19 protein-coding genes are annotated in these 20,900 nt (G+C 71.3%); 9 read left to right on the top strand and 10 right to left on the bottom strand.

Annotated elements, in window-relative coordinates; translation table 11 throughout:
* Positions 1-40 precede the first annotated feature (40 nt).
* Positions 41-2,053 (top strand): toll/interleukin-1 receptor domain-containing protein, encoded by a 2,013-nt coding sequence (locus ACZ7CF_RS29195; RefSeq protein WP_360400264.1) that lies wholly within the window; start codon positions 41-43, stop codon positions 2,051-2,053.
* Positions 2,046-3,038, top strand: a complete 993-nt coding sequence (locus ACZ7CF_RS29190) for a hypothetical protein (RefSeq protein WP_470371048.1) — start codon at positions 2,046-2,048, stop codon at positions 3,036-3,038. Before ACZ7CF_RS29195 ends, ACZ7CF_RS29190 begins: the two co-directional genes overlap by 8 nt.
* 73 nt (positions 3,039-3,111) lie before the next feature.
* On the opposite strand, the gene ACZ7CF_RS29185 is transcribed toward ACZ7CF_RS29190, so the two are convergent.
* From ACZ7CF_RS29185 to ACZ7CF_RS29170, 4 genes are read right to left on the bottom strand one after another with little or no spacing between them, the layout of a single operon-like run.
* Positions 3,112-3,648 carry a GTP-binding protein gene (locus ACZ7CF_RS29185; protein ID WP_360400258.1) on the bottom strand — a complete coding sequence of 179 codons (537 nt, stop codon included), beginning with the start codon at positions 3,646-3,648 and terminating at the stop codon, positions 3,112-3,114.
* A 58-nt stretch (positions 3,649-3,706) separates the two neighbouring features.
* Positions 3,707-4,270, bottom strand: a complete 564-nt coding sequence (locus tag ACZ7CF_RS29180; RefSeq protein ID WP_360400255.1) for a DUF742 domain-containing protein — start codon at positions 4,268-4,270, stop codon at positions 3,707-3,709.
* 2 nt (positions 4,271-4,272) lie between these two features.
* Positions 4,273-4,692, bottom strand: coding sequence for a roadblock/LC7 domain-containing protein (locus ACZ7CF_RS29175; protein ID WP_053738309.1), 420 nt, complete (start codon positions 4,690-4,692; stop codon positions 4,273-4,275).
* A complete protein-coding gene (locus ACZ7CF_RS29170) occupies positions 4,689-7,367 on the bottom strand; it encodes a nitrate- and nitrite sensing domain-containing protein (protein ID WP_470371047.1) in 2,679 nt (892 codons plus the stop codon). The genes ACZ7CF_RS29175 and ACZ7CF_RS29170 overlap by 4 nt, the downstream gene beginning before the upstream one ends.
* A gap of 332 nt (positions 7,368-7,699) precedes the next feature.
* Between ACZ7CF_RS29170 and ACZ7CF_RS29165 the strand changes: the two genes are divergently transcribed.
* Positions 7,700-8,110, top strand: coding sequence for a DUF485 domain-containing protein (locus tag ACZ7CF_RS29165; RefSeq protein WP_360400249.1), 411 nt, complete (start codon positions 7,700-7,702; stop codon positions 8,108-8,110).
* Entirely contained in the window at positions 8,107-9,684 is a 1,578-nt protein-coding gene (locus tag ACZ7CF_RS29160; RefSeq protein ID WP_360400246.1) for a solute symporter family protein, read from the top strand. Before ACZ7CF_RS29165 ends, ACZ7CF_RS29160 begins: the two co-directional genes overlap by 4 nt.
* Here ACZ7CF_RS29160 and ACZ7CF_RS29155 read toward each other — a convergent pair.
* The 3 genes from ACZ7CF_RS29155 to ACZ7CF_RS29145 are packed head-to-tail and all read right to left on the bottom strand — an operon-like array spanning position 9,670 to position 11,625.
* Positions 9,670-10,464: an alpha/beta fold hydrolase gene (locus tag ACZ7CF_RS29155; RefSeq protein WP_470371046.1), complete on the bottom strand. Its 795-nt coding sequence runs from the start codon at positions 10,462-10,464 to the stop codon at positions 9,670-9,672. The two genes, ACZ7CF_RS29160 and ACZ7CF_RS29155, sit on opposite strands and share 15 nt — an antisense overlap.
* Before the next feature lie 28 nt (positions 10,465-10,492).
* Positions 10,493-11,338 (bottom strand): ATP-grasp domain-containing protein, encoded by an 846-nt coding sequence (locus ACZ7CF_RS29150; RefSeq protein ID WP_360400240.1) that lies wholly within the window; start codon positions 11,336-11,338, stop codon positions 10,493-10,495.
* Entirely contained in the window at positions 11,335-11,625 is a 291-nt protein-coding gene (locus tag ACZ7CF_RS29145; RefSeq protein WP_360400237.1) for a hypothetical protein, read from the bottom strand. The genes ACZ7CF_RS29150 and ACZ7CF_RS29145 overlap by 4 nt, the downstream gene beginning before the upstream one ends.
* A 37-nt stretch (positions 11,626-11,662) precedes the next feature.
* Between ACZ7CF_RS29145 and ACZ7CF_RS29140 the strand changes: the two genes are divergently transcribed.
* Both ACZ7CF_RS29140 and ACZ7CF_RS29135 read left to right on the top strand, forming a co-directional pair.
* Positions 11,663-13,249 (top strand): DUF885 domain-containing protein, encoded by a 1,587-nt coding sequence (locus ACZ7CF_RS29140; RefSeq protein WP_360400234.1) that lies wholly within the window; start codon positions 11,663-11,665, stop codon positions 13,247-13,249.
* A gap of 99 nt (positions 13,250-13,348) precedes the next feature.
* Positions 13,349-14,290 (top strand): quinone oxidoreductase family protein, encoded by a 942-nt coding sequence (locus ACZ7CF_RS29135; protein ID WP_470371045.1) that lies wholly within the window; start codon positions 13,349-13,351, stop codon positions 14,288-14,290.
* Positions 14,291-14,482: 192 nt separating this feature from the next.
* Here ACZ7CF_RS29135 and ACZ7CF_RS29130 read toward each other — a convergent pair whose 3' ends face one another.
* Complete coding sequence (locus ACZ7CF_RS29130; RefSeq protein WP_360400228.1) at positions 14,483-14,992, bottom strand: FKBP-type peptidyl-prolyl cis-trans isomerase; 510 nt, start codon at positions 14,990-14,992, stop codon at positions 14,483-14,485.
* 405 nt (positions 14,993-15,397) lie between these two features.
* Between ACZ7CF_RS29130 and ACZ7CF_RS29125 the strand changes: the two genes are divergently transcribed.
* From ACZ7CF_RS29125 to ACZ7CF_RS29115, 3 genes are all read left to right on the top strand, one after another.
* Complete coding sequence (locus ACZ7CF_RS29125; protein ID WP_360400335.1) at positions 15,398-16,402, top strand: hypothetical protein; 1,005 nt, start codon at positions 15,398-15,400, stop codon at positions 16,400-16,402.
* Positions 16,403-16,408: 6 nt separating this feature from the next.
* A complete protein-coding gene (locus ACZ7CF_RS29120; RefSeq protein WP_360400225.1) occupies positions 16,409-17,056 on the top strand; it encodes a hypothetical protein in 648 nt (215 codons plus the stop codon).
* A 61-nt stretch (positions 17,057-17,117) separates the two neighbouring features.
* Entirely contained in the window at positions 17,118-17,768 is a 651-nt protein-coding gene (locus ACZ7CF_RS29115; protein ID WP_470371063.1) for an HD family phosphohydrolase, read from the top strand.
* A gap of 2 nt (positions 17,769-17,770) precedes the next feature.
* Here ACZ7CF_RS29115 and ACZ7CF_RS29110 read toward each other — a convergent pair whose 3' ends face one another.
* On the bottom strand, positions 17,771-19,768 hold the full coding sequence (locus tag ACZ7CF_RS29110; protein WP_470371044.1) for a hypothetical protein: 1,998 nt from the start codon (positions 19,766-19,768) through the stop codon (positions 17,771-17,773).
* Positions 19,769-19,790: 22 nt separating this feature from the next.
* Positions 19,791-20,723: a heme o synthase gene (locus tag ACZ7CF_RS29105; protein ID WP_360400217.1), complete on the bottom strand. Its 933-nt coding sequence runs from the start codon at positions 20,721-20,723 to the stop codon at positions 19,791-19,793.
* Between the last annotated feature and the right edge of the window lie 177 nt (positions 20,724-20,900).

The raw sequence follows: 20,900 nt of genomic DNA, 5'->3' as shown, positions 1-20,900 counted from the left end.
GGGTGCTCCGTTCGGCGGTGCCGCGTGCTTTTCTCGTGGCATGGCCGGTGTGTTCGTCAACTACCGCGTGAAGGACAACCCCTACGGCGCGGCGTCGATCACGCAGGTGCTGCGCGACCACTTCGGCGCCGACCTGGTCTTCCGCGACGCCGTGTCGATGGAGCCGGGCACCCACTACCCCAGCGAGATCCGCAGGGCGTTGCACGAGGCCGACGTCCTGGTCGCCGTCGTCGGGCCGCACTGGCTCGTGCCCGACCCCGGCACCGGTCGCCCGCGCCTCGAGTCACCGGGCGACTGGGTGCACGACGAGATCGCCCACGCGCTGGCGAACGGCATCCCGATCGTGCCCGTCCTGCTGGAGGACGCGCCGCGACCGAAGCACGGGGACCTCCCGGCGGGCATCCGCGGGTTCGCGAGCATCCAGGCGCAGGCGCTCAGCCACCGGCGGTTCCACCAGGACATGGCCGAGCTCGTGGCGAGGCTGGTCGGCCTGGTCCCGTCGCTCGTGGTGCCGAGCCTGTTCGCCCAGCCGCCGCAGCCGTTCGAGCCCGGTGCCGCTCCCAGCACCCTGTTGCTGCCCGAGCGCGCCGTGGTGCCGTTCCACGGCCGGGACCGCGAGCTGGCCGACCTGGTCGCGTGGGCGCACGCCTCCGCTCCCAACGCGGCCAGGCTGGTCGTCGGCCCGGCCGGCTGCGGCCGGACCCGGCTCGCGGTCGAGCTGTGCCGGCGGATGACGGCCGACGGGTGGCTCGCCGGTCTGCTCGCCGGGCAGGCGCCCGCCGCTCAGATCCGGCGCACCAGCGCGGTCGACCGGCCGCTGCTCGCCGTCGTGGACGACGCCGAGCAGCGCTCCGAGCAGCTGGTGGCGCTGGCGGAGGCGGTCGCGGCGCGGTCGGCGGTGCACGACGCCCCGACCCGCCTGCTGCTGCTCGGCCGGTCCGACGGCAGCTGGCTGACCGCGCTGCGGGAGCACCGCGACGACCGGGTGGCCGCGTTGTTCCGCACCGCGGGCCGGTCCGGCACGGTGACGTTGCAGCCCTGCCCGCCCGGTCTGTCGATCACCACCGCCGTGACCGCGTTCGCCGGTGCCCTCGGCGTGGAGCCGGTCGCCGTCGCCGCCCCGCCGGGAACGGTCCTGGACCTCCAGGCACGCGCGCTCACCGCCGTGCTCGGCGAGACCGGCCCCGACCCCCTCGCGGCGCTGCACCGGCACGACGCCGCGCTGCGTGCCGGTTCCCCCTCGCTCGCGATCATCGGGACCCTGGCGACGCTGTGCGCCCCGGCGTCGGCGGAGGAGGCCGAGGCGCTGGTCGTCCGCCTGCCCGACTTCCTCGGCCAGGACCCGGACGCCGTGCGCACGCAGGTGGCGGCGTGGTCGCGCCTGCACCCCGGCCCCTACCCGCTCACCGCGCTGCGCCCGGACGCGCTCGGCGAGCACCTCGTCGCCGCGACCCTGGCCGAGCACCCGGCACTGGTCACGACCGTGGCCGTGGCGTTCCCGGACGAGTGGCTGACCACGGCGCTCACCGTCCTCGGCCGGGCGCTGCCGCGGCACCCCGGGCTGCTGGACGCGGTCACGGCGCTGTTCCACGCCGCACCGCGCCGGCTCGAACCGCTGGTGAGCGTCGCGCTCACCCGGCTCGACGAGCCGGAGCCGTTCGCCCGCGCCATCGCGAACGAGATGGGCAAGCTCGACTGGTCGATGCAGGACGTCATGTCGTTGCTGCAGAACGTGTCCACCGGCGGCACCGCGCACGACCCGTTGCGCGGCGCCGCGATGGAGGCGCTGCTCAAGGCGTGGAACGGGTTCACCGACCAGATTCGGTCGCACAGCGGAACGCCCGTCGCGCCACCGCCGGAACCGCTCGGCCGCATCCTCACCGGCCTCACGAAGCTCGCGGAGGACTTCGCGGTGTCGTTCGTCGACCCGGGGTCCGGCCGCGCCCCGCGGGGTCCGGACGGCAAACCGCTCCTGCCGCCGCAGGTGATGGGGGTGCTGCGCGACCTCTACACAGCACAGCAGCGGGAGAAGGGGGACCAGCAGGATGGATGACGACGTTCTCGCCAGCTCCGCCGTACACGCCTTGTCGCAGTACGTCATCCGCAAGAACGAGGTGGGCCCGGCCGCGTACGACGCGCGGCTGGAGGGCCTGCTCGGGCACCTGGAGGCGAAGCTGTCCGGCCCGTACCCGCAGGAGATCCTGGCGCGCTTCCTCGCGAACCCGGCCGACCCGGTCGAGGTGGAGACGCTGCGCCTGCACCTGGCGCGCGAGCTGCGCCAGGACCCCGGCTTCGGCCGCCGGCTCTACGCAGACCTGGGAGGCAGGGTCGTGACGGCACCGAAGCGCGGGCGGTGGAAGATCGCGGCGGGTGCGGCGGCGGCGGTCGTGCTGCTGCTGCTCGGGTTCATCGCCGCGAAGGCGTTCTCGTCCGGTCAGCCCGCCCCGCCGGCGGCACTGCCGGCCACGACGACCGCGGCGGTGACCACCACGACCGCGACGACGAGCACCACCACGGCCAGGCCGTCCTCGTCGAACGCGCTGCCGACCGGGTCGCTGCCGGCCTCGGCGGTGCCCGGTGACGGCAGCTCGCTGTCCGCGGACGCGCCGGTGTGGCTCGTCGAGCTGCCGGTGCCGGGCAACAGCTGGTCCTTCACCCGCGGCGACCACGACGTGCAGCTGACGCAGCACCAGAACTCCGCGTTCACGAGCCTCGACTCGTGCTACACGACCAGCAGCGACCAGCAGGTCAGGCTGAAGAACTTCACGCGGCTGGAGGTCGCGGCGGTCGGCACCGACGCGACGTCCGACCCGCAGCTGGTGGTGAAGTTCCAGGTGTTCGTCAACAGCGACCTGGTCAAGCCGGTCGCCGAGGTCGTGGTCAACCCCGGTGAGGCGAAGCCGCTCAAGGCCGACCTGCCGCCGAACGTGTTCGCGCTGACCCTGAGGTCGTCCGTCGCCACGGTCGACAAGGCGCAGTGCCGCTCCGGCAAGGCCGTGTGGGGCTCGCCGTACGTGGTGGCCGCCGGCGCCGCCTGAGCACGCCTTCCGGCCGGTGAAACGCCACGCGGGGGCCTTCGCACGTGTCGTGCGAAGGCCCCCGCGTGGTTCGTCAGCAGACGGGCGCGAGCGGCGTCGTCTCGTCCGGGCCGGGACGGCGGCGCCACCGGTCCAGCTTCGCGTGCTCGGCCAGCGAGATCAGCGTCTCGCGCACCGAGACGCGCAGGCGCGGGTCGCAGTCCACCACGGGCACCTGGGGCGCGATGCCCATGCCGCGGATGACGGCCTGCACGTCCGAGCGGACGGACACGTGCACGTTGTTCAACGCGATCACGTACGGGATCTTGTGGTCCTCGAAGTAGCGCATGGCGTCAACCGAGTCGGCCGGGCGCATCACGTCGAAGAGCACGACCGCGCCGACGGCACCGCGCACCACGTCGGACCAGCCCGCGCGCGGGTTCTGCCACTGCGGGGCCACGAACAGGTGCAGCGCCAGCCCGGGATCGAGCCACACCTTGCCGAACTGGATGCGCACCAGCTCCGTGACCAGGCCCCGCTCCGGCGGCAGCGCGGTCATCGTCAGCAGGTCGTGTTCGAGGATCGACCGGATGAAGGTGCTCTTGCCGACGCCGAAGCCACCGGCGACCACAACCTTGGCCGAAGTCAGCTCCCGACCGGGAGGCCCAGGGGGCCCGAGGTCGGGAAATCTAGAGCCGACGTAGTCCACTCAGCACTCTCTCCATCAACCCGAGGTCCGGCGTGTCACCGCCCGCGGAAACAGTCTGGTGCACGTCCACCAGACCTCGTTCCGCCAGGTCGCCGAGCAACACCTTCGCGACTCCCAGCGGGAGCCGCATCAGTGCGGCCACCTCCGCGACGGATCGCGGTGAGCGGCACAGCTCGACGACGTGTTGGTGCTCAGCCTGCAAGATACCCGCAGACTGCCGGCTCTGATCATTCGCGGAGACGAGTGTCTCGATCTCGAGGTGCACGGCGGACCGGGTGCGCCCGCCCGTCCAGGCGTACGCGCGCACGATCGAGGCGTCCTGCGGCTCCACCGCGGGCACCTCGAAGGCGGGCTGTTCCTCCTGTGGCGCAAGGGGAACAGCAGCGCCGGACGCGGGGGCGTCCCGCTCGGGCCCGTCGGAGGCCGAGCGCGACCGCCGCCGCGACGAGTTCAGCGTGAACCCGTTCATCAGGTCGGCGAAGGTCTGCTCCGCGGGCGTCTCCGCCCGCCTGCGCCGCCGGGGCGCGTCAGCGGCCGAACTCATGATCACCTCACGCTGTGCAGCTGAGCTCGCAGTTCGGGGGTGAGGATCTGGCCCACCTGGTCGACGACCACGGTCATCTCGTAGGCGACCTGGCCGACGTCGCTGTCGGGCGCGGCGAGCACCGCCAGACAGGACCCGTCTCGAATGGACATGAGGAGCATGATCCCGTAGTCCATCTCGATCACGGTGCGCAACACTCCGCCGCCCTCGAAACAGCGGGAGGCGCTCATCGTCAGCGCCGTCACGCCCGACGCGATCGCGGCCAGCTGCTCCCCGCGGTCCGGCGGCAGACCTGACGACTTCGTCAGGAGCAGCCCGTCCACCGAGATGACGATCGCGTGCGCGACACCGGGCACGCGGTCGGTGAAGTTCGTGATCAGCCAACCGAACTGGTCCACCTGCCGCGACTGAGGCGTGCTCATGCCTTCTCCTGCCCGTTCCACTGGCCGTTCCCGTTGCCCTTGTCCCCCAGCGGGGCCTGGCGAAGGCCTGTCTGGTAGCTGGCCAGGAAGCCCCGCGCGCGTTCCGGATCGCGCTTGGGCCCACCGGCCGGCCGCACCCCGTTCTCGGGACGTTCCACGAGGTCGGGGAGCAGGTTCTTACGCGGCGCGCGTTTCGGCAACCCGGCATTCGTCTCCCCCGCGTCGGCCGCGGGGTCGCCCGGCTGCTCCCACACCGTGCCGGGGGCCTTCTTGCCGAACCACGAACCCGTCACGGACGGTGACGAAGCCGGGCCGGGCACCTGCGGGGAGCTGTCGTCGCCGGCCGGGCCGCCCGAGCCGCCCCCGGCGAACCACGAGGACGTCGTCTCGGCCGGTGCGGCCGGCGGCACCGCCGGGCGGGCGCCGGTGCCGTGCCCGTTCGAGCCGCTGTTGCCGTTGCGGGCGCCGTTGGAGGTGCCGTTGTGGACGCCGTTGGAGGTGCCGTTGGCGGTCGGCCGGCTCGGCAGCGGCGTCTCGTCGATCGCCGCGCCGCGGAACGAGGTCCACTCCGGTGACTGGCGCTGCTCCTCGATCGCGGGGGCGACCGGGGCCGGGGCCAGGTTCGGCGTCTTCACGACCACGTGCGGTGGCTTCTGGGCCTGCTTGGGGACCTGCTTGGGCTGGGGCAGCGCGGCGTGGCGCGGTGCGGCGGGGACCTCGGCCTCCTGGTGGGAGCGCACGAGCTCGGCGGGCACGAGCACGAACGCCCGCAGCCCCTCCCCGCCCTCTCCCGCCGAACGCAGGCGCACGGTGATGCCGTGCCGTCCGGCGAGGCGGCCGACGACGAAGAGACCCATCTGGCGGGAGACCGGCACGTCCTCCTCGGTGCCGGAGGACAACCGGTCGTTGGCCTCGGCCAGCTCGGCGGGGCCCATGCCGATGCCCTGGTCGGCGACCTCGACGAGGACCGCTCCCTGCTGGTCGAGCCGGGAGCCGATGACGACCTGGGTGCTGGGCGCGGAGAACGCGGTGGCGTTGTCCAGCAGCTCGGCCACGAGCCGGACGAGGTCGCTCGCCGCGTAGCCGACGATCTCGACCGACGGCGTCGACTTCACGACGACGCGCTGGTAGTGCTCGATCTCCGACGCGGCGGCGCGCAGCACGTCGGCCAGCGCGACGGGCTGGTGGAAGCGGCGTGCGACGTCGGTGCCGGAGAGGACCATCAGGTTCTCGTTGTTGCGGCGCATGCGCGTCGCGAGGTGGTCGAGCTTGAACAGGTTCGCGAGCTGCTCGGGGTTCTCCTCGTGGCGCTCCAGCTCCTCCATGAGCTTGAGCTGGCGTTCGACGAGGCCCTGCGAGCGGCGCGACAGGTTGACGAAGATGTTCTTCATGCCCGACCGCATCGACGACTGCTCGACGGCGGAGCGGATGGCCTGCTCGTGCACCGCGTCGAACGCGCGGGCGAGCTGGCCGAACTCCTCGCTGGTGTGCACGGGCACCGGTTCGATCGTGGTGTCCGGCTGGCGGTCGGCGCGGATCGCGGCGACGACCTGGGGCAGGTGGTGGTGCGCCACGTCGAGCGCGGAGTGCCGCAGCTCCGACAGCGAGCGCAGCAGGTAGCGGCCGATGACGAAGCCGAGCGTCACGGCGACGAGCAGCATCGCCAGCAGGACCACCGCGGCGGCACCGGCCTTGTCGGACGTGTCGTCCTGCAGCGCGGCCGACGAGCTCGCGAGCTCGTCCTGCAGGCCGCGGGTGACCTGCTCCATGAGCCGCGCGGTGGTGCCGGAGGCCTTGTTCCACTCGTCGACGGCGATGCCGAGCGTCGAGGCGGGGTCGGGCCGGGGCTGACCGGGCCTGACCGGGATCGGGGTGCCGTCGGGCTGGGTGAGCGCGCGCTCGACGAGCTTGCCGCGGGCGGCGACCTCGGCGCCGGTGACGGTCTGGTCGTAGTCGCGGCGCTGGCCGCCGGTGGCGACGGCCTGGAAGTCGCCGAGGCGGTCCTGCAGGCGGATGTCGGACTGCTCCAGCGAGCGGACCTCGGTGCCGAGCAGCTTGCCGCGGCCGATGCCCGCGAGCACGATCGCGTGCTGCTGCGAGACCTGTTCCTGCGCGATGACCATGTTGTGCAGGCCGATGGCGGTGCCGGAGATGGCCTGGTCGCCGAACTGGCTGATCAGCGCCTGCTCGAAGTCCAGCAGCGACTTCACGACACCGGTGTAGCCGGCGGTGGCCTCCGCCGAGTCGCCGTTGCCGGTGGTCACCTTCTCGCGGAAGGTCTTGAGCTGACCGATCTGGTCGCCCATCTCCGTGAAGCGGCTGCGGGCGACGTCGCTCAGGCCGGCGGTGCGCTCGACGCGGCGGCGCACGGTCGCGGCGGCGTTGTCCGTGGCGCTGATCTGGTTCTGGTAGGCGCCCACGCCGGAGCCGCTCGTGGCGCTCTGCGCGGCGAGCGTGCGTTCCTGCTGGACGCTGGAGATCAGCGGCGCGAGGTCGGCCCTCAGCTTGACCAGTCCCTGCATCCGCACGTACGAGTTCGACCGGTCGACGTACCCGTTGATCTGCAGTGCGCCCGCACCGACGGCCACGGCCACGGGGACCAGCAGCACGACGCCGAGCTTGACCGGCAGCCTCCAGTTGCGCCAGTCGCTGATCTTTCTCCACTCGACATTCACGAAATGATCCCCACGGCGCGCTCGAAGTGCCCCACTATCGGCTACCTCCTGGCCGGTGAATCCCCACGAGTTGAGTCACCCGGGGGTTCGATATCGAGATCCGCCGCATCGGGTGTGTGCGGATAGTAGGCCAGAGAGCGTGCGGCTACAACGACCTCAGGCGTGCACGATTGATCACCGGCTGTCACGAACAACCTCTTGGGGTGGTGTTGCACGCGCAAGGGATTGACTCGCCGCCACGCGTGGTTACGCTGGCGCCCTCCACCTCCGGCACGGCAGCGGCGTCCGCGCACGCGCCCGCCGGGTACTCCCCGTAACGAAACGAGCGGTTGATGACGAAGGCGCTGCCCTCCGTGTCACGCCCGGCGACGCCCGGTTTCGCGACCTTTGACGACTCCCGTCACTCATTGCTCATAGACGGTGACGGTGAGCCGGATTTCAGTGCCATCCAAACGAGTGAGGATTTCCTCGTCCTGAAGCGCCGGGTGACACGTTTCATTCTTCCCGCAACCGGTTTGTTCCTCACGTGGTACGTCACGTTCGTGTTGCTTTCGGCTTACGCCGCCGATTTCATGCGCACTCCGCTGTTCGGAACGGTGAACGTCGGCCTGACGCTCGGATTCCTCCAGATCGTCACGACCGTCGTCATCACAATGGCGTACGCGCGCTACTCCAAGAAGCGGCTCGACCCCCAGGTCGACCGGGTCCGTGCGCTCGCCGGCGCTGATGAGGAGCTCGCGTGACCGGGGCGAACACCGCGATCAACCTGTCCGTCTTCGGCATCTTCGTCCTGCTCACGCTCTACGTCGTCTACCGGGCGTCGACCAGGAACGTGAGCGCGTCGGACTACTACGCCGCGGGCAGCAGCTTCACCGGGACGCAGAACGGCATCGCACTGTCGGGTGACTTCCTGTCCGCCGCGTCGTTCCTGGGCATCTCCGGTGCCATCGCCGTCAACGGCTACGACGGGTTCCTGTACTCGATCGGGTGGGTCGTCGCCTGGCTGATCGGCCTGATGCTGATCGCCGAGCGCCTGCGCAACACCGGCCGCTACACCATGGGCGACGTCATGGCGTTCCGGATGCGCCAGCGCCCGGTGCGCGCCGCGGCCGCCAACTCGACGCTGGTCATCTCGATCTTCTACATGATCGCCCAGATGGCGGGCGCCGGCGGTCTCATGGCGCTGCTGCTCGACGTGCACAGCAAGGTCGGCCAGGCCGTCATCATCGCCGTCGTGGGCATCGTCATGGTGCTGTACGTGCTGGTCGGCGGCATGAAGGGCACCACGTGGGTGCAGATCATCAAGGCCGTCCTGCTCCTGCTGACCGTGTCGCTGCTGACCATCTTCCTGATCGGCAAGTTCGGCTTCGACCTGTCCTCGATGCTCGACCGCGCCACCCAGCGGTCGCCGCGCGGTGAGGCCGTGCTGTCGCCGGGCGTGAAGTACGGCGCCACCGACCTGTCCAAGATCGACTTCCTGTCGCTGGCACTGGCCCTCGTGCTCGGCACGGCGGCACTCCCCCACGTGCTGATGCGCTTCTACACGGTGCCCAACGCGCGCGAGGCGCGTCGTTCGGTCGTGTGGGCGACGTGGATGATGGCGATCTTCTACTCGTGCACCCTGGTCATCGGCTTCGGCGCGATGGCGCTGGTGGGCTCGGACAAGATCACCAGCGCTCCCGGCGGCGAGAACTCGGCGGCCCCGCTGCTGGCGTTCCAGATCGGCGGGGCGGTGCTGCTCGGCGTCGTGTGCGCGGTGGCGTTCGCGACGATCCTCGCGGTGGTCGCCGGTCTGACGCTGACCGCGTCGGCCTCCTTCGCGCACGACGTGTACGCCAACGTGATCAAGCGCGGTGAGGCCGACCCGCGCGACGAGGTCAGGGTCGCCCGCTACACCGCGGTCGGCGTCGGCGTGCTCGCGATCGCCGGTGGCATCGCGGCGAACGGCCAGAACGTCGCCTTCCTGGTCGCGCTCGCGTTCGCGCTGGCGGCCTCGGCGAACCTGCCGACGCTGCTCTACTCCATGTTCTGGAAGCGGTTCAACACCCGCGGCACGCTGTGGAGCATGTACGGCGGCCTCACGTCGTGCGTGCTGCTCATCGTGTTCTCCCCCGCCATCTCCGGTTCGCCGTCGTCGGTGTTCCCCGACGTCGACTTCGCCTTCTTCCCGCTCAGCAACCCCGGCATCGTGTCGATCCCGCTGTCGTTCCTGGCCGGGTACCTGGGCACGGTGTTCGGCGGCGAGCCGGCCGACCGGGAGAAGCAGGCGGAGATGGAGGTCCGCGGGCTGACCGGGATCGGGTCAGACCTCCGCTAGCAGGGAGCCGAGCGCCTCGTTGAAGACCTCGGGGCGTTCGAGGTTGGGCATGTGCGCGGCCCCGTGCACGACGACGAGGGTCGAGCCGGGGACGCGTTCGTGCATGTACTCCGCGTCGCGCACCGGCGTGTACTCGTCGTCGCTGCCGACCACCACCAGGGTCGGCACCTCGATGGTGCCCAGCAGGTCGGTGTAGTCGGGGCGTTCGGCCCTGCCGCGCAACGCCGCCGCGGCACCCTTCGGCGGCGCGTCGTGCATCATCCGGCTGACGTGGGCGGCGACCTCGGGCAGCGCCTCGGCGTTGTGCGGCGCCACCATCTTCGTGAGCACCTCGCCGGCGTAGCCGGACATGCCCTCGCGCAGCAGCCGGTCGGCCATGGCGTTGCGGTGGACCTTGCCCTCCGGCGTCTCAGCCTGGGCGAAGGTGTCCGCGAGCACGAGACCGCGGATGCGCTCGCCGAACAGCCGCTGGCACTCCAGGACGACCTGGCCGCCCATGGACAGGCCGCCGAGCACGAACCGGTCGACGCCGAGGTGGTCGAGCAGGCCCGCGACGTCCTGGGCGAACGCCGACAGCGGCGTGACACCGGGCACGACGGTCGTCTCGCCGTAGCCGCGCAGGTCGGCCGCGACCACCCGCCAGCCCCGCCGGCCGAAGTGCTCGACCTGCGGGCGCCACATCGTGCGGTCGAACGGGTGGCCGTGCACCAGGACGAGCACGTGGTCGCTCACGCCCTCGTCGTCGTAGCCGATCGTGATGCCGTTGACGTCCGCCTTCACCGAATCCCCCCGAGGTGGTGTGGAACGACTACCGGGTGGCCGCCGCCCTGATCGCCGCGCTCATCCGGGCAGCCGCCTCCTCACCGGTGTACCGGAACCCGAGCGTCGGCTCGGTCAGCTCCAGCTCCAGCAGCAGCGGTGCCCCGTCCGCGTCCTCGACGACGTCGACGCGGGCGTACAGCAGCTCCTCGCGCGGCACCGCGAGCAGGTCCGCGGTCGCGTCCAGCACCGCGTCACCGAGTGCGCGCTGCGCCGCCGACGGTTCGACGCCCGCCAGCTTCTCCTCCAGGTACAGGCCGTTGTCGGACCCGGCACCGCCCCTGGCGAGCATCGGTCCCTTGTGGAACGAGTGCGAGTACTCGCCGGCGAAGTACACCAGCGCCGTCTCCCCGTTGGCGTCCACACTGGACTGGTAGGGCTGCACGAGCGCCGTCTTCCCCAGCGAGCGCAGGTGTGCCAGCGCCAGGTCGTGGTCGGTGAACCGGCCCGCGCCGCGCGAGCCCGCGCCGACCGCCGGCTTCACCACGAACTCGCCGGACGGCCACTCGGGCGTCTCATCGGGCCGCACGACGAACGTCGGCACCACCGGCACCCCGCGGCCGGCCAGCTCGACCAGGTAGGACTTGTCGGTGTTCCAGCGGACCACCGCGGCCGGGTTCGCGAGCACCGGCACCGTGTCGCACCACGCCAGGAACTCGTCGAACCGCTCGGGGTAGTCCCACGGCGCCCGCAGCACCGCGAGGTCGGCGTCGACCGGACCGCCCCACACCTGCCACGTGACGTCCACGCCGTCGCGGGCCAGCGCGTCGAACAGCGCGTCGTCGTCACCGTCGCCCTTGGGCAGCTCCGCGCAGGAGACCAGGACGACCCTCACGACTGCATCTTGGCCATCTTGCGGCGGTGCTCGGCACCGATCTTGGTCGCGGCGGTGGTCTCGCGGTCCCACTCGGCGGGCTCGACGCCGGGGGCGGCCTCGACGGCGGCGGTCGCGGACTCCACGTCCTCGGTCATCACGTCGCCCATGGCACCGTCCGCACCGACGAGCACGATCCGGGCACCGGCCCGGCCGATCGGCTCGACGACCGCGCGAACGGCCTGGTCCGGCTTGCCGTGGGCCTTCACGAACTCGGCGATGCGCTTCTGCGCGGTTTGATCAGACACGTCCCACACTCTAAAACCAGCAGGTAACTTCGGACGGGTGACCACCGACACGCTCACGTCCTACCTCGCCTGGTACTTCGACCAGCACCCCGCGCACGCGGCGCAGGTCGGTTCCCTCCCGCACTACGCGACGTTCGGCGACTTCTCCTCCTCTGCCTTCGAGAACCGGGCGAGGGAGAACGCGGCGTGGCTCGCGAAGCTGGAGGCGGAGCCGGCGTCGGTGGACCGCGACCTCGTGCTGTCGGTGCTGCGCGGTGAGCTGGCCGCGGAGACGTGGCCCGCGTGGCGGCGCGACCCGCACGCGTACACGGGCATGTTGTTCTTCGGGCTGCTCGCACCGTTCCTGCACCGCCTGCTGCCCGAGGCGGAGCTCGTCACCGCCATCGCCGCGAAGCTGCGGGAGGTGCCGTCGGTGCTGGCGGCGGCCCAGCACAACCTCGACCCGGCGCTCGCGGCGCCGCTGGTCGTGCGGCGCGCCCTCGGCCAGGTGCGGACCGGGCGGTCGTTCGTCCTCGACACGCTGCCGCTGGAGGTGTCCGCACCGGAGCTGCGCGCGGAGCTCGTGGAGGCCGCGCTGCCCGCCGCGGAGGCGTTCGACCGGTTCGCGGTGTTCCTGGAGGACCTGGCCCTGCGCGCCACCGGCGACTGGCGGATGGGCGAGAAGCTGTACTCGACCCTCTTGCAGGACAAGGAGATGCTCGGGTACGGGGCGCCGGAGCTGCACCGCCGCGGGCAGGACGCGTACGCGGGGCTGGAGGCCGAGCTGGTCGAGCTCGCGGGCACACCGGACTGGCGCGCGGTGATGAGCTCGCTGCAGGACGACCACCCGCCGACGCTGGCGGCGATGCGCGCGGAGTACGAGGCCGAGACGGCGCGGGCGCGGGCGGCGCTGGTCGAGCACCGGCTGGTGACGCTGCCGGAGGGCGAGGAGTGCCGGGTCGTGCCGTCGCCGCCGTTCCACCGCGCGGTGATGGCCGTGGCGAGCTACGTCGGCCCGCCGCCGATGACCGCGGGCCGGCTCGGGCACTTCTTCGTGCCGTTCACCCCGGACGGCGCCTCCGACGTCGACGTCACCCAGCGGCTGCGCACCAACGCCCGTTCGCAGCTCCCGACGATCTCCGTGCACGAGGCCTACCCCGGCCACCACTGGCACGCGTCGTGGGTCGCGGCGCAGGGGGACGCGCACCCGCTGCGCTGGGTGTTCCGGACGCCGTACTTCTCCGAGGGCTGGGCGCTGTACGCGGAGAAGCTGCTGCGCTCGGTCGGCCACTACACGACACCGGGCGCGGTGATGGGCCACGTCGAGGCGCGGCTGTTCCGCGCGGCGCGGATGGTCGTCGACACGGCGTTGCACTGCGGCGACATGACCCCGGACGAGGCCGAGTCGTTCATGGTGGAGCGCACGGCGCTGACGCCCGGCACGGCGGCGGGTGAGGTGCGCCGGTACTGCTCGTGGCCGACGCAGGCACCGTCCTACCTGACCGGTGCGCTGGAGATCGACCTGATCCGCGAGGACTACCTGGCCGCGGGGCTGGGGTCGCTGCGCGACTTCCACGACCGCATCGCCGGGTCGGGTGCCCTGCCGCTGGGGCTCGCGCGGCGCGTGGCGCTCGGCGAGGAGTAGCGGTCACGGGGTGGACCGCCCCGTGCTCCCGCGTGGTGGGACCGGGAACATCGGGTGGCGGGCCGCAGTTGTCCGGGGTGAGCCGATCTAGGAGGACAGATGCCCAAGGCAGTGGTGGTGCGCGCGGCCGGTGGTCCGGAGGTGCTGGAGCACGCGGACGTGGACGCGCGCACACCCGGTGACGGCGAGCTGCTGGTGCGGGTGAGCGCCGCGGGCGTGAACTACATCGACACCTACCAGCGCAGCGGGCTCTACCCCGTGCCGCTGCCGACCGCACTGGGCCTGGAGGGCGCGGGCGAGGTCGTCGAGTCCCGCTCGCCGGACTTCGCGGTGGGCGACCGGGTGGCGTGGATGTCGGTGCTGGGCAGCTACGCGACCGAGGTCGTGGTGCCGGCCGCAGCCGCCGTGAAGGTGCCCGGCGGGCTGGACGTGGAGCTCGCGGCCGCCGCGCTGCTGCAGGGCATCACCGCGCACTACCTCGTGCACTCGACGTACCGGGTGAAGGCCGGTGACCGGGTGCTCGTGCACGCGGCGGCCGGCGGTGTCGGCCTGCTGCTGACCCAGTGGGCCAAGTCGTACGGCGCGCACGTGATCGGCACCGTGTCGACCGACGAGAAGGAGGCGCTGGCCCGCGAGGCCGGCGCGGACGAGGTGCTGCGCTACGGGGACTTCGCCGCGCAGATCGACAAGGTCGACGTGGTCTACGACGGCGTCGGCGCGGACACGTTCGACCAGTCACTGGCCTCGCTGAAGCCACGGGGCCTGCTGGCCCTGTTCGGCGCGTCGTCGGGCCCGGTGCCGCCGGTGGACCCGCAGCGGCTCAACGCCGCCGGCTCGGTGTTCCTGACCCGGCCGTCGACCGGCGCGTACCTGCTGGACCGCGCCGAGTTCGAGTGGCGCGCGGCGGACCTGTTCTCGGCGATCTCCTCGGGCACGCTGTCGGTGCGCGTCGGTGGCCGCTACCGGCTGGCCGAGGCCGCGCAGGCGCACACGGACCTGCAGTCGCGCCGCACGACCGGCAAGCTGCTGCTCCTGCCCTGACCCTGACCGAGGTGCACGCGGGGACCTTCCGTGCACTTGCGGCGCACGCGGGGAGCTTTCGTGCACTTGCGGCGCACGCGGGGACCTTCGTGCACTTGGAGTGCACGCGGGGAGCTTTCGTGCACTTGGAGTGCACGCGGGGAGCTTTCGTGCACTTGTGGTGCACGGAAGGTCCCCGCGCGCGGTCAACGGCTACTGCGCGGCGGTGACCTTCACGCCGTCGATCACGAAGACGAGCGTTTCGTTCGGCTTGATGCCGCCGCCACCCTGCCCGTAGCCCTTGGCGGGCGGCACGACCAGCAGCCGGCGCCCCTTCTCCTTCAGGCCGACGATGCCCTCGTTCCAGCCGTCGATGACCTGCGCCTGCCCGACGTTCTCCACGTCGAACGGCTCGCCGCGCTCGAACGAGCTGTCCAGCACCTTCTTGTCGCTGAACGTCGTGAGCTGGTAGTTCACCGACGCCGTCGTACCCGGCTTCACCTCGGCACCGGTGCCGGTCACGAGGTCCTTGACGATGAGCTCGCCGGTGGGCTTGCAGGCCGGGATCTCGACCTTCGGCGCCTTGCCGAAGTCCCCGGTGACCTTGAAGTCCTCCGCCTTGCAGGGGGCGGAGGCGTCGGCGGCGGGCTTCTCCTCGGTGCCGCACGCCGCGAGTGCGGTGGTGGCCAGGGCGAGGGAAGCGATGAGCAGGACGGTGCGCATGACCGGGCAGCTTATGGGCGGCGGTGTGAGCGGGGTGTAGCAGGCCGGTCGCGGGACGCCGCCCCGATTCCACCTGACTCGGAAATGCGTGCCGAGCGGGTGAAAGGAGTCCGCCGCTTGGAGCGGGTCCAATCCGGGCGAACACAGGCCACGGGTGCGTTCGGGTGGGTGGGTCACCCTCATCCGACACGAGGGCGGAACTTCGCGACGCCGCGTCACCGGAGCGCACGGGTGCGAACGAGCGGGTGCGCCGGAAGATGACTATTCCGGCCGGGAATATCGCACGATCAGCAGCTTCCTTATCTTTTGACCGACGCGTACAGTAACTCCGCGCACTTGATCGGACACTGAGAGCATTCGTCCGATCGGGTAGCGACCATTGAGGTGATCCAGGAGGTGGGACTTGTGTCCGCGGAGGCCGGAGGCATCCGCAGCAACCTGATCCAGGAGTTGTTCTGGACCCGGACCGGGTTGCTACTCCTCGTACTCGTCGTCACGTCCGGGGTGTCGCTCGCCATTTCCAGTCAAATGGACGTGGGGACGGCGCGGAACTTCTTGACGTCGGTCGGCACCGGAACGCTCATTTCCGCTGTCGTGAGCTTCACGCAGACGCTGATCACGTCCAGGGCGGCGCACACGGCGCTGCTCACACCCGTGGTCGAGGAAAGCCGCAAGGCGCTGAAGGAGCTGAGCGAGGAGTACCGGGCGCTCGACCGGGAGTTCTTCCCCAGCCACGTGTTCGAGCCGACGGCCACGCCGGACCCGGTGTTCAACCAGCTCATGATGCAGGACCTGGAGCGGACGCGGCTGTACTGCTTCCGCGGGTTCGCGGGGCGGTACGCGGCGGGCCGGGTGCTGCTGTCGCAGACGGAGTGCGAGCTCAGGGCGGTGCTGGCGGACCCGCGCGACGACAACGCCCTCAGCGGTCGGGCGCGGTACCTGTTGCGCAACGAGGGCGCCGACGGCGACTACGAGGAGATCCAGCGCCGGCTCAAGGAACAGATCAGAATCGGTCTCGTCGGGCTGTACGCGGCCAGGAGCAGGTGCAGCAGAATCGACGTCACCATCGTTTCCGACCCACCGCTCGACCGGCTCGAACTGTTCGACGACAGCGCCTGGCTCACGTTGTACAGCAACACGGCCGGAGTGCTCAGGCCATATCCGCGGACGCTGCGGTTCACGGAGAGTTCGTTCCTGTACGCAATGGAGCGCGCGGAGTTCCTGCGGATCAGCAACTCCAGGGCCGGATACCACTTCGTCATCACGCCGGGCACCTCCCGCGCCGACTTCCTGGCGTTGTTCGAGAAGATCACCGGAACACCCCTCGGCGACGACGGGTTCACCGAGCTCGAAGAGAAGTTCCACGCATTTCGCCGCGAATTCTCCGCTTCCGCTCAGTTGAGGAGCTGATCGATCTTGCTAGCCGAGTTCACCGGGGTGTCCGCGCTCGACGAGCTCACCGCTCGGGTCAAGCGCGCCGACCCTCCCGTGGTCGAGCACTGGGCCGAGGTCGGCGGGTGGTTCCGCGAGTGGGCGGCACGGCCGGAGCTGCGCAAGGAGCTGCGCGCGCACATCGACGGGCTCACACCGCAGCAGGCGACGTGGGTGATCGCGCACTCGCGGGAGACGACGACGCACTTCGCGTGGTGCCTGCGCGACGAGCCGGGTGAGCCGTTCACGTTCTGGCTGCACGAGTACAAACCGCTCGCCGACTGGCGCACGGGCTACGCGGACTCGGTGCACAACCACCGCTACCACTTCTGCACGACCATCCTCAGCGGCGCCTACCTGCACGAACGCTTCGACGCACGGCTGGGCGTCGGCGGACGTTCGATCATCAGCACCGAGCTGACCAAGCGCACGCAGTGCGCCGCGGGCACCACGGGCACGCTGCTCGCGCACGAGTTCCACCGGATCCCCCGCGCGGCGGACGGCACGATGACGTTCCTCGTCAAGTCACGGGCCGTCACGCCGTGGAGCCTCAGCTACGACCCGGACACCGGCGTCAGCCACCGGCACGTGCCGGTCGAGGAGCGGCTGGAGGATCTGACGAACAACCTCTGAAGCCTCTGCGGCCGGGTTCGGCGCGCGCCTACCATCAGCCCACCTGCCAGGAGGGCTGATGATGCGTACGCGCACGATGATTCCGAGATCTGTCATAGCGGACGTGGAGCAACGGGTGCGGCGGCTGTGCGAGGACCTGGCCGCCAAGCTGCAGTTCCACGGCTGGCACCACGTGAGCTTCGTCCGCGACAAGGCCGTGCACTTCGCCGGCCGCAACGGCGCCGCCGCCGACGTCGTCGAGGTGGCCGCGCTGGTGCACGACCTCAACTACATGGTCCGGCGCAACTCGCTGCCGACCGACGGCGCGGCGCTGCGCCGCAAGACGCTGTTCGTCGCGGGGGTGTGCGTCGGCGACATCGACTGGATCGAGCGGATCGTGGTCGAGGCGGAGATGCGGACCCGCCACCGCGACATCTCACCGGAGGCGCAGGCGCTGTCCGACGCGGACACCCTGTTCAAGGCGCTGCCGGTCACACCGGTCGTCCTCGCCCACAAGTACCTGCAGGAGAACGGCATCACGCTGCGGGAGCTCGCGCACAAGATCGTCGGCGAGCAGGTGGGCAAGGCCGACGAGGGCTACTACTTCTACGACGAGGAGGCCGCCGCGACCTACACCCGGTGGGCCGAGGCGAACCTGTCGCTGTGGCGGTGCATCGTGGAGTCGCTCGACGACCCGTGCGTCGAGGACCTGCTCGCGAAGGTGGCTTCGTGACCTCAGCCGCCGGCCCGCAGCCGCAGGTCGGCTGACGCGTTCAGGGCGTGGGCGAGGCCCAGCACGTTGCCCCGGCCGAGCATCTCCCACCGGGTCAGCCGCAGCGCCTCGCCCGCGCCGAACCCGGCCGCGAGCCGGGCCAGCACCATGCCGGTCACCCACCCGGCCATGTCCTGCGGCACCGCCACCGCGGGGCTGATGACGCCGGACGCGCCGTGCCGGACGAGCGGCCGGACCAGCGCGCTCAGCGGGGAGGTGGCCACCACCAAGGGCTTGCGGGTGGGCCAGTGCGGCTGCGGCCACACACCGTCGTGGCTCCACCGTTCGACCTCCTCCGCGTCGAGGGACCCCTCGCGGAAGTGCAGGTGCACGACGTCCGCCGACTCATCGGCCAGCGCGTGCCCCAGCTCCGACGGGCTGACGTACGCCGACGACACGGCCTCCGGCGGAAGCATCGACATCAGCTCGGCGGCGTGCCGTTCGGTCAGCGCCCGGTCCATCCCGGGGTCGACCGCCATCATCACCTCGAACGGCCGCGGGGTCTGCGACACCTGCCGCACGAGCGGTCCGACCGGCTGTTCCAGCACAGTGGACAGGCCCCAGAAACCGAAGGGGCACAGCACGTTCCCGCTGTGGTCGGACACCGGGCAGTGCGCGGGCACCTCACCGCCGGGCCCGAACGGGCCGAACCGCCCCACCGACGCGCACAGCCGATAGGGCCCATCGGCGAACGGCAGGTCGTAGACCAGCGACCACGGCACCGGCGACTCGGTCACCTCGGCCACCAGCACCCCGGCCGGGCGACCGGAGGCACGCGCCGACCGCCGGAGCAGCTCCGGCAACGCGGACCCGGCGAACAGCCGCGCGTACAACGCCGCACCGTCGCGCGCCAACGCCGCCAGGTCCGCGCAGTACGCCGGGAAGTCCTTGCCGTACCAGGGGTCCAGCCCCGCCACGGGCAGCGCCGGGTGCCCGCAGCCGGCCAGGCCGACCCACGACGGCACCTCGTCACCGGCCGCGACCAGCGCCCGCTCCCCCACCACCAGGATCGACGCCACCCGTGACGCCAGCGGTGCCACGTCGGCGAACGTCCGCGACAGCCGGTACCGCGGCACCGCACGCCACTCACCACCACCGACCGGCAGCACGACCTGCTGGACGTGCACCGGCACCGCACCGCGGTAGAGGACCAGCTCCCCGGTCCACCGCGCCGCGGCGTACGGCGTGGTCACCGGGAAGCTCACCCACGGGCCCGCCCCGTCGGCGGGCAGCACGAACGTCTCGGTCCGCACCGCGCGACCGGACATGGCGAGCACCGCCCGCAGCTCCAGGTCACCGGGCAACGGCGTGGCGTGCGCCCCGACGTGCACCCACACCTCGTAGTCGGCACCCGGCCGCAACGCTCCCGCGACGCCCTCGGTCGCACCGGGCAGCGCGACCACGACGGTGACCGCGCGGTCGTCGGGCACGGGCGGCTGCGGCAGCGGGACGAACCCGGCCCGCCCCCGCCGTTCCAGCTCGCGGAACTGCCACAGGACGTCCTCGACCCGCACCTCGCCCGCCCGCACCGGCGCGGCCAGCACCACGTGCGGCGTGCTCCAGCCCAGGACCACGGTCGCCGGATCCACTCCGGACACCCACGCGTGCACGGCGGTGAACAGCACGACCGGCCGCCCGAGCCCGCGCAGCGCGGCGACGACCGGCGCCGAGTCCCACGTCCGGGTGTCGTGCAGCGCGACCACGTCGCCGGGCACGTCCGAGATCGGAGGCAGGCCGTCGGCCGAGGCGAAGTGCCGGAGGTCGAGCACCGCGAACCGCAGCGTCCGCAGGCGGGTCCGCACGGCGGCCGAGCCGGCCCGACCGACCGCCAGCCCCCGGCTGACCTGCGCCCACCCGCCCGGATCGGTCACGACGAACAGCGACACCCGGTCCGCGAGCGCGGCGACGTGCTCCAGCGGCGAGCCTTCGCCGCCGGAGACGGTGAACTCGACGGGCGCCACAGCCGTACGCCTGGAGGTGCAGCTAGAACGGCCAGCCCAGCACCGGCAACCCGACCACGGCGTCCACGGCGAGCCCGCAGAACACCAGCATCAGGTAGAGGTTCGACATGTGGAAGAACTTCATGGTGTTCGTGGAACCACCGCGGCGCACGACGTTGTGCAGCTTGTGGGCGAACACGGCGAACCACACGCCCGACAGCGCCGCCACGGCGACGTAGATCCACGAGGTGACCGGGGCGAGTGCGAGCGTGCAGACCACGGTGATCCAGCTGTAGATGACGATCTGCCGCGTCACCTGCGCGGCTGTGGCCACCACCGGCAGCATCGGCACGCCTGCCCTGGCGTAGTCGTCCTTGAACTTCATCGCGAGGGCCCAGGTGTGCGGCGGGGTCCAGAAGAAGATGACGCCGAACATCACGAGGGCGGGCCACTCGACCGTGCCCGTCACCGCGCTCCAGCCGATGATCACCGGCATGCAGCCCGCCATGCCGCCCCAGATGATGTTCTGGGAGGTGCGGCGCTTGAGCACGAGCGTGTACACGAAGATGTAGAAGAGGATCGTCGCCACCGCGAACGCGGCCGACATGAGGTTGACGAAGATCCACAGGAACGCGAACGAGACGACCCCGAGCACGATGCCGAAGATCAGGGCGTTGCGCGGCGGGATGGCGTTGTGCGCGAGGGGCCGGCCCGCGGTCCGCTTCATGACCGAGTCGATGTCGGCGTCCACGAAGCAGTTGAGGGCGTTTGCCGACCCCGCGGCGAGGGTACCGCCGGTGAGGGTGCAGGCGATCAGCCACAGCGGTGGCAGACCGTGCTGGGCCAGCAGCATCGCGGGGATCGTGGTGATCAGCAGGAGCTCGATGACCCGCGGCTTGGTGAGCGCCACGTAGGCGCCGACAACCTGGCGAGGCGACCTGCCCGGGGCCTCGGCAACGAGACTGTCGGCACTCATCGCGGGAACGCTCCTCATGTCGCGAGTGGGGGGAAATCCAGCAACTGATGGTAACCGCGCGCAGGATTCACAGCCCGTTCGGGTGCTGGTGTGCCTGGGCACACACCGGCCCGGGACCTTTCAGAGCACCTTCGGCAAGTGTCAGGACTAGGCTGGCCGCAGGACGAGGGACACACG

The sequence above is a fragment of the Lentzea sp. NPDC036955 genome, assembly GCF_055608005.1.
The sequence above is the reverse complement of the archived record's forward strand: the minus strand, read 5'-3'. Positions and strand labels throughout refer to the sequence as shown.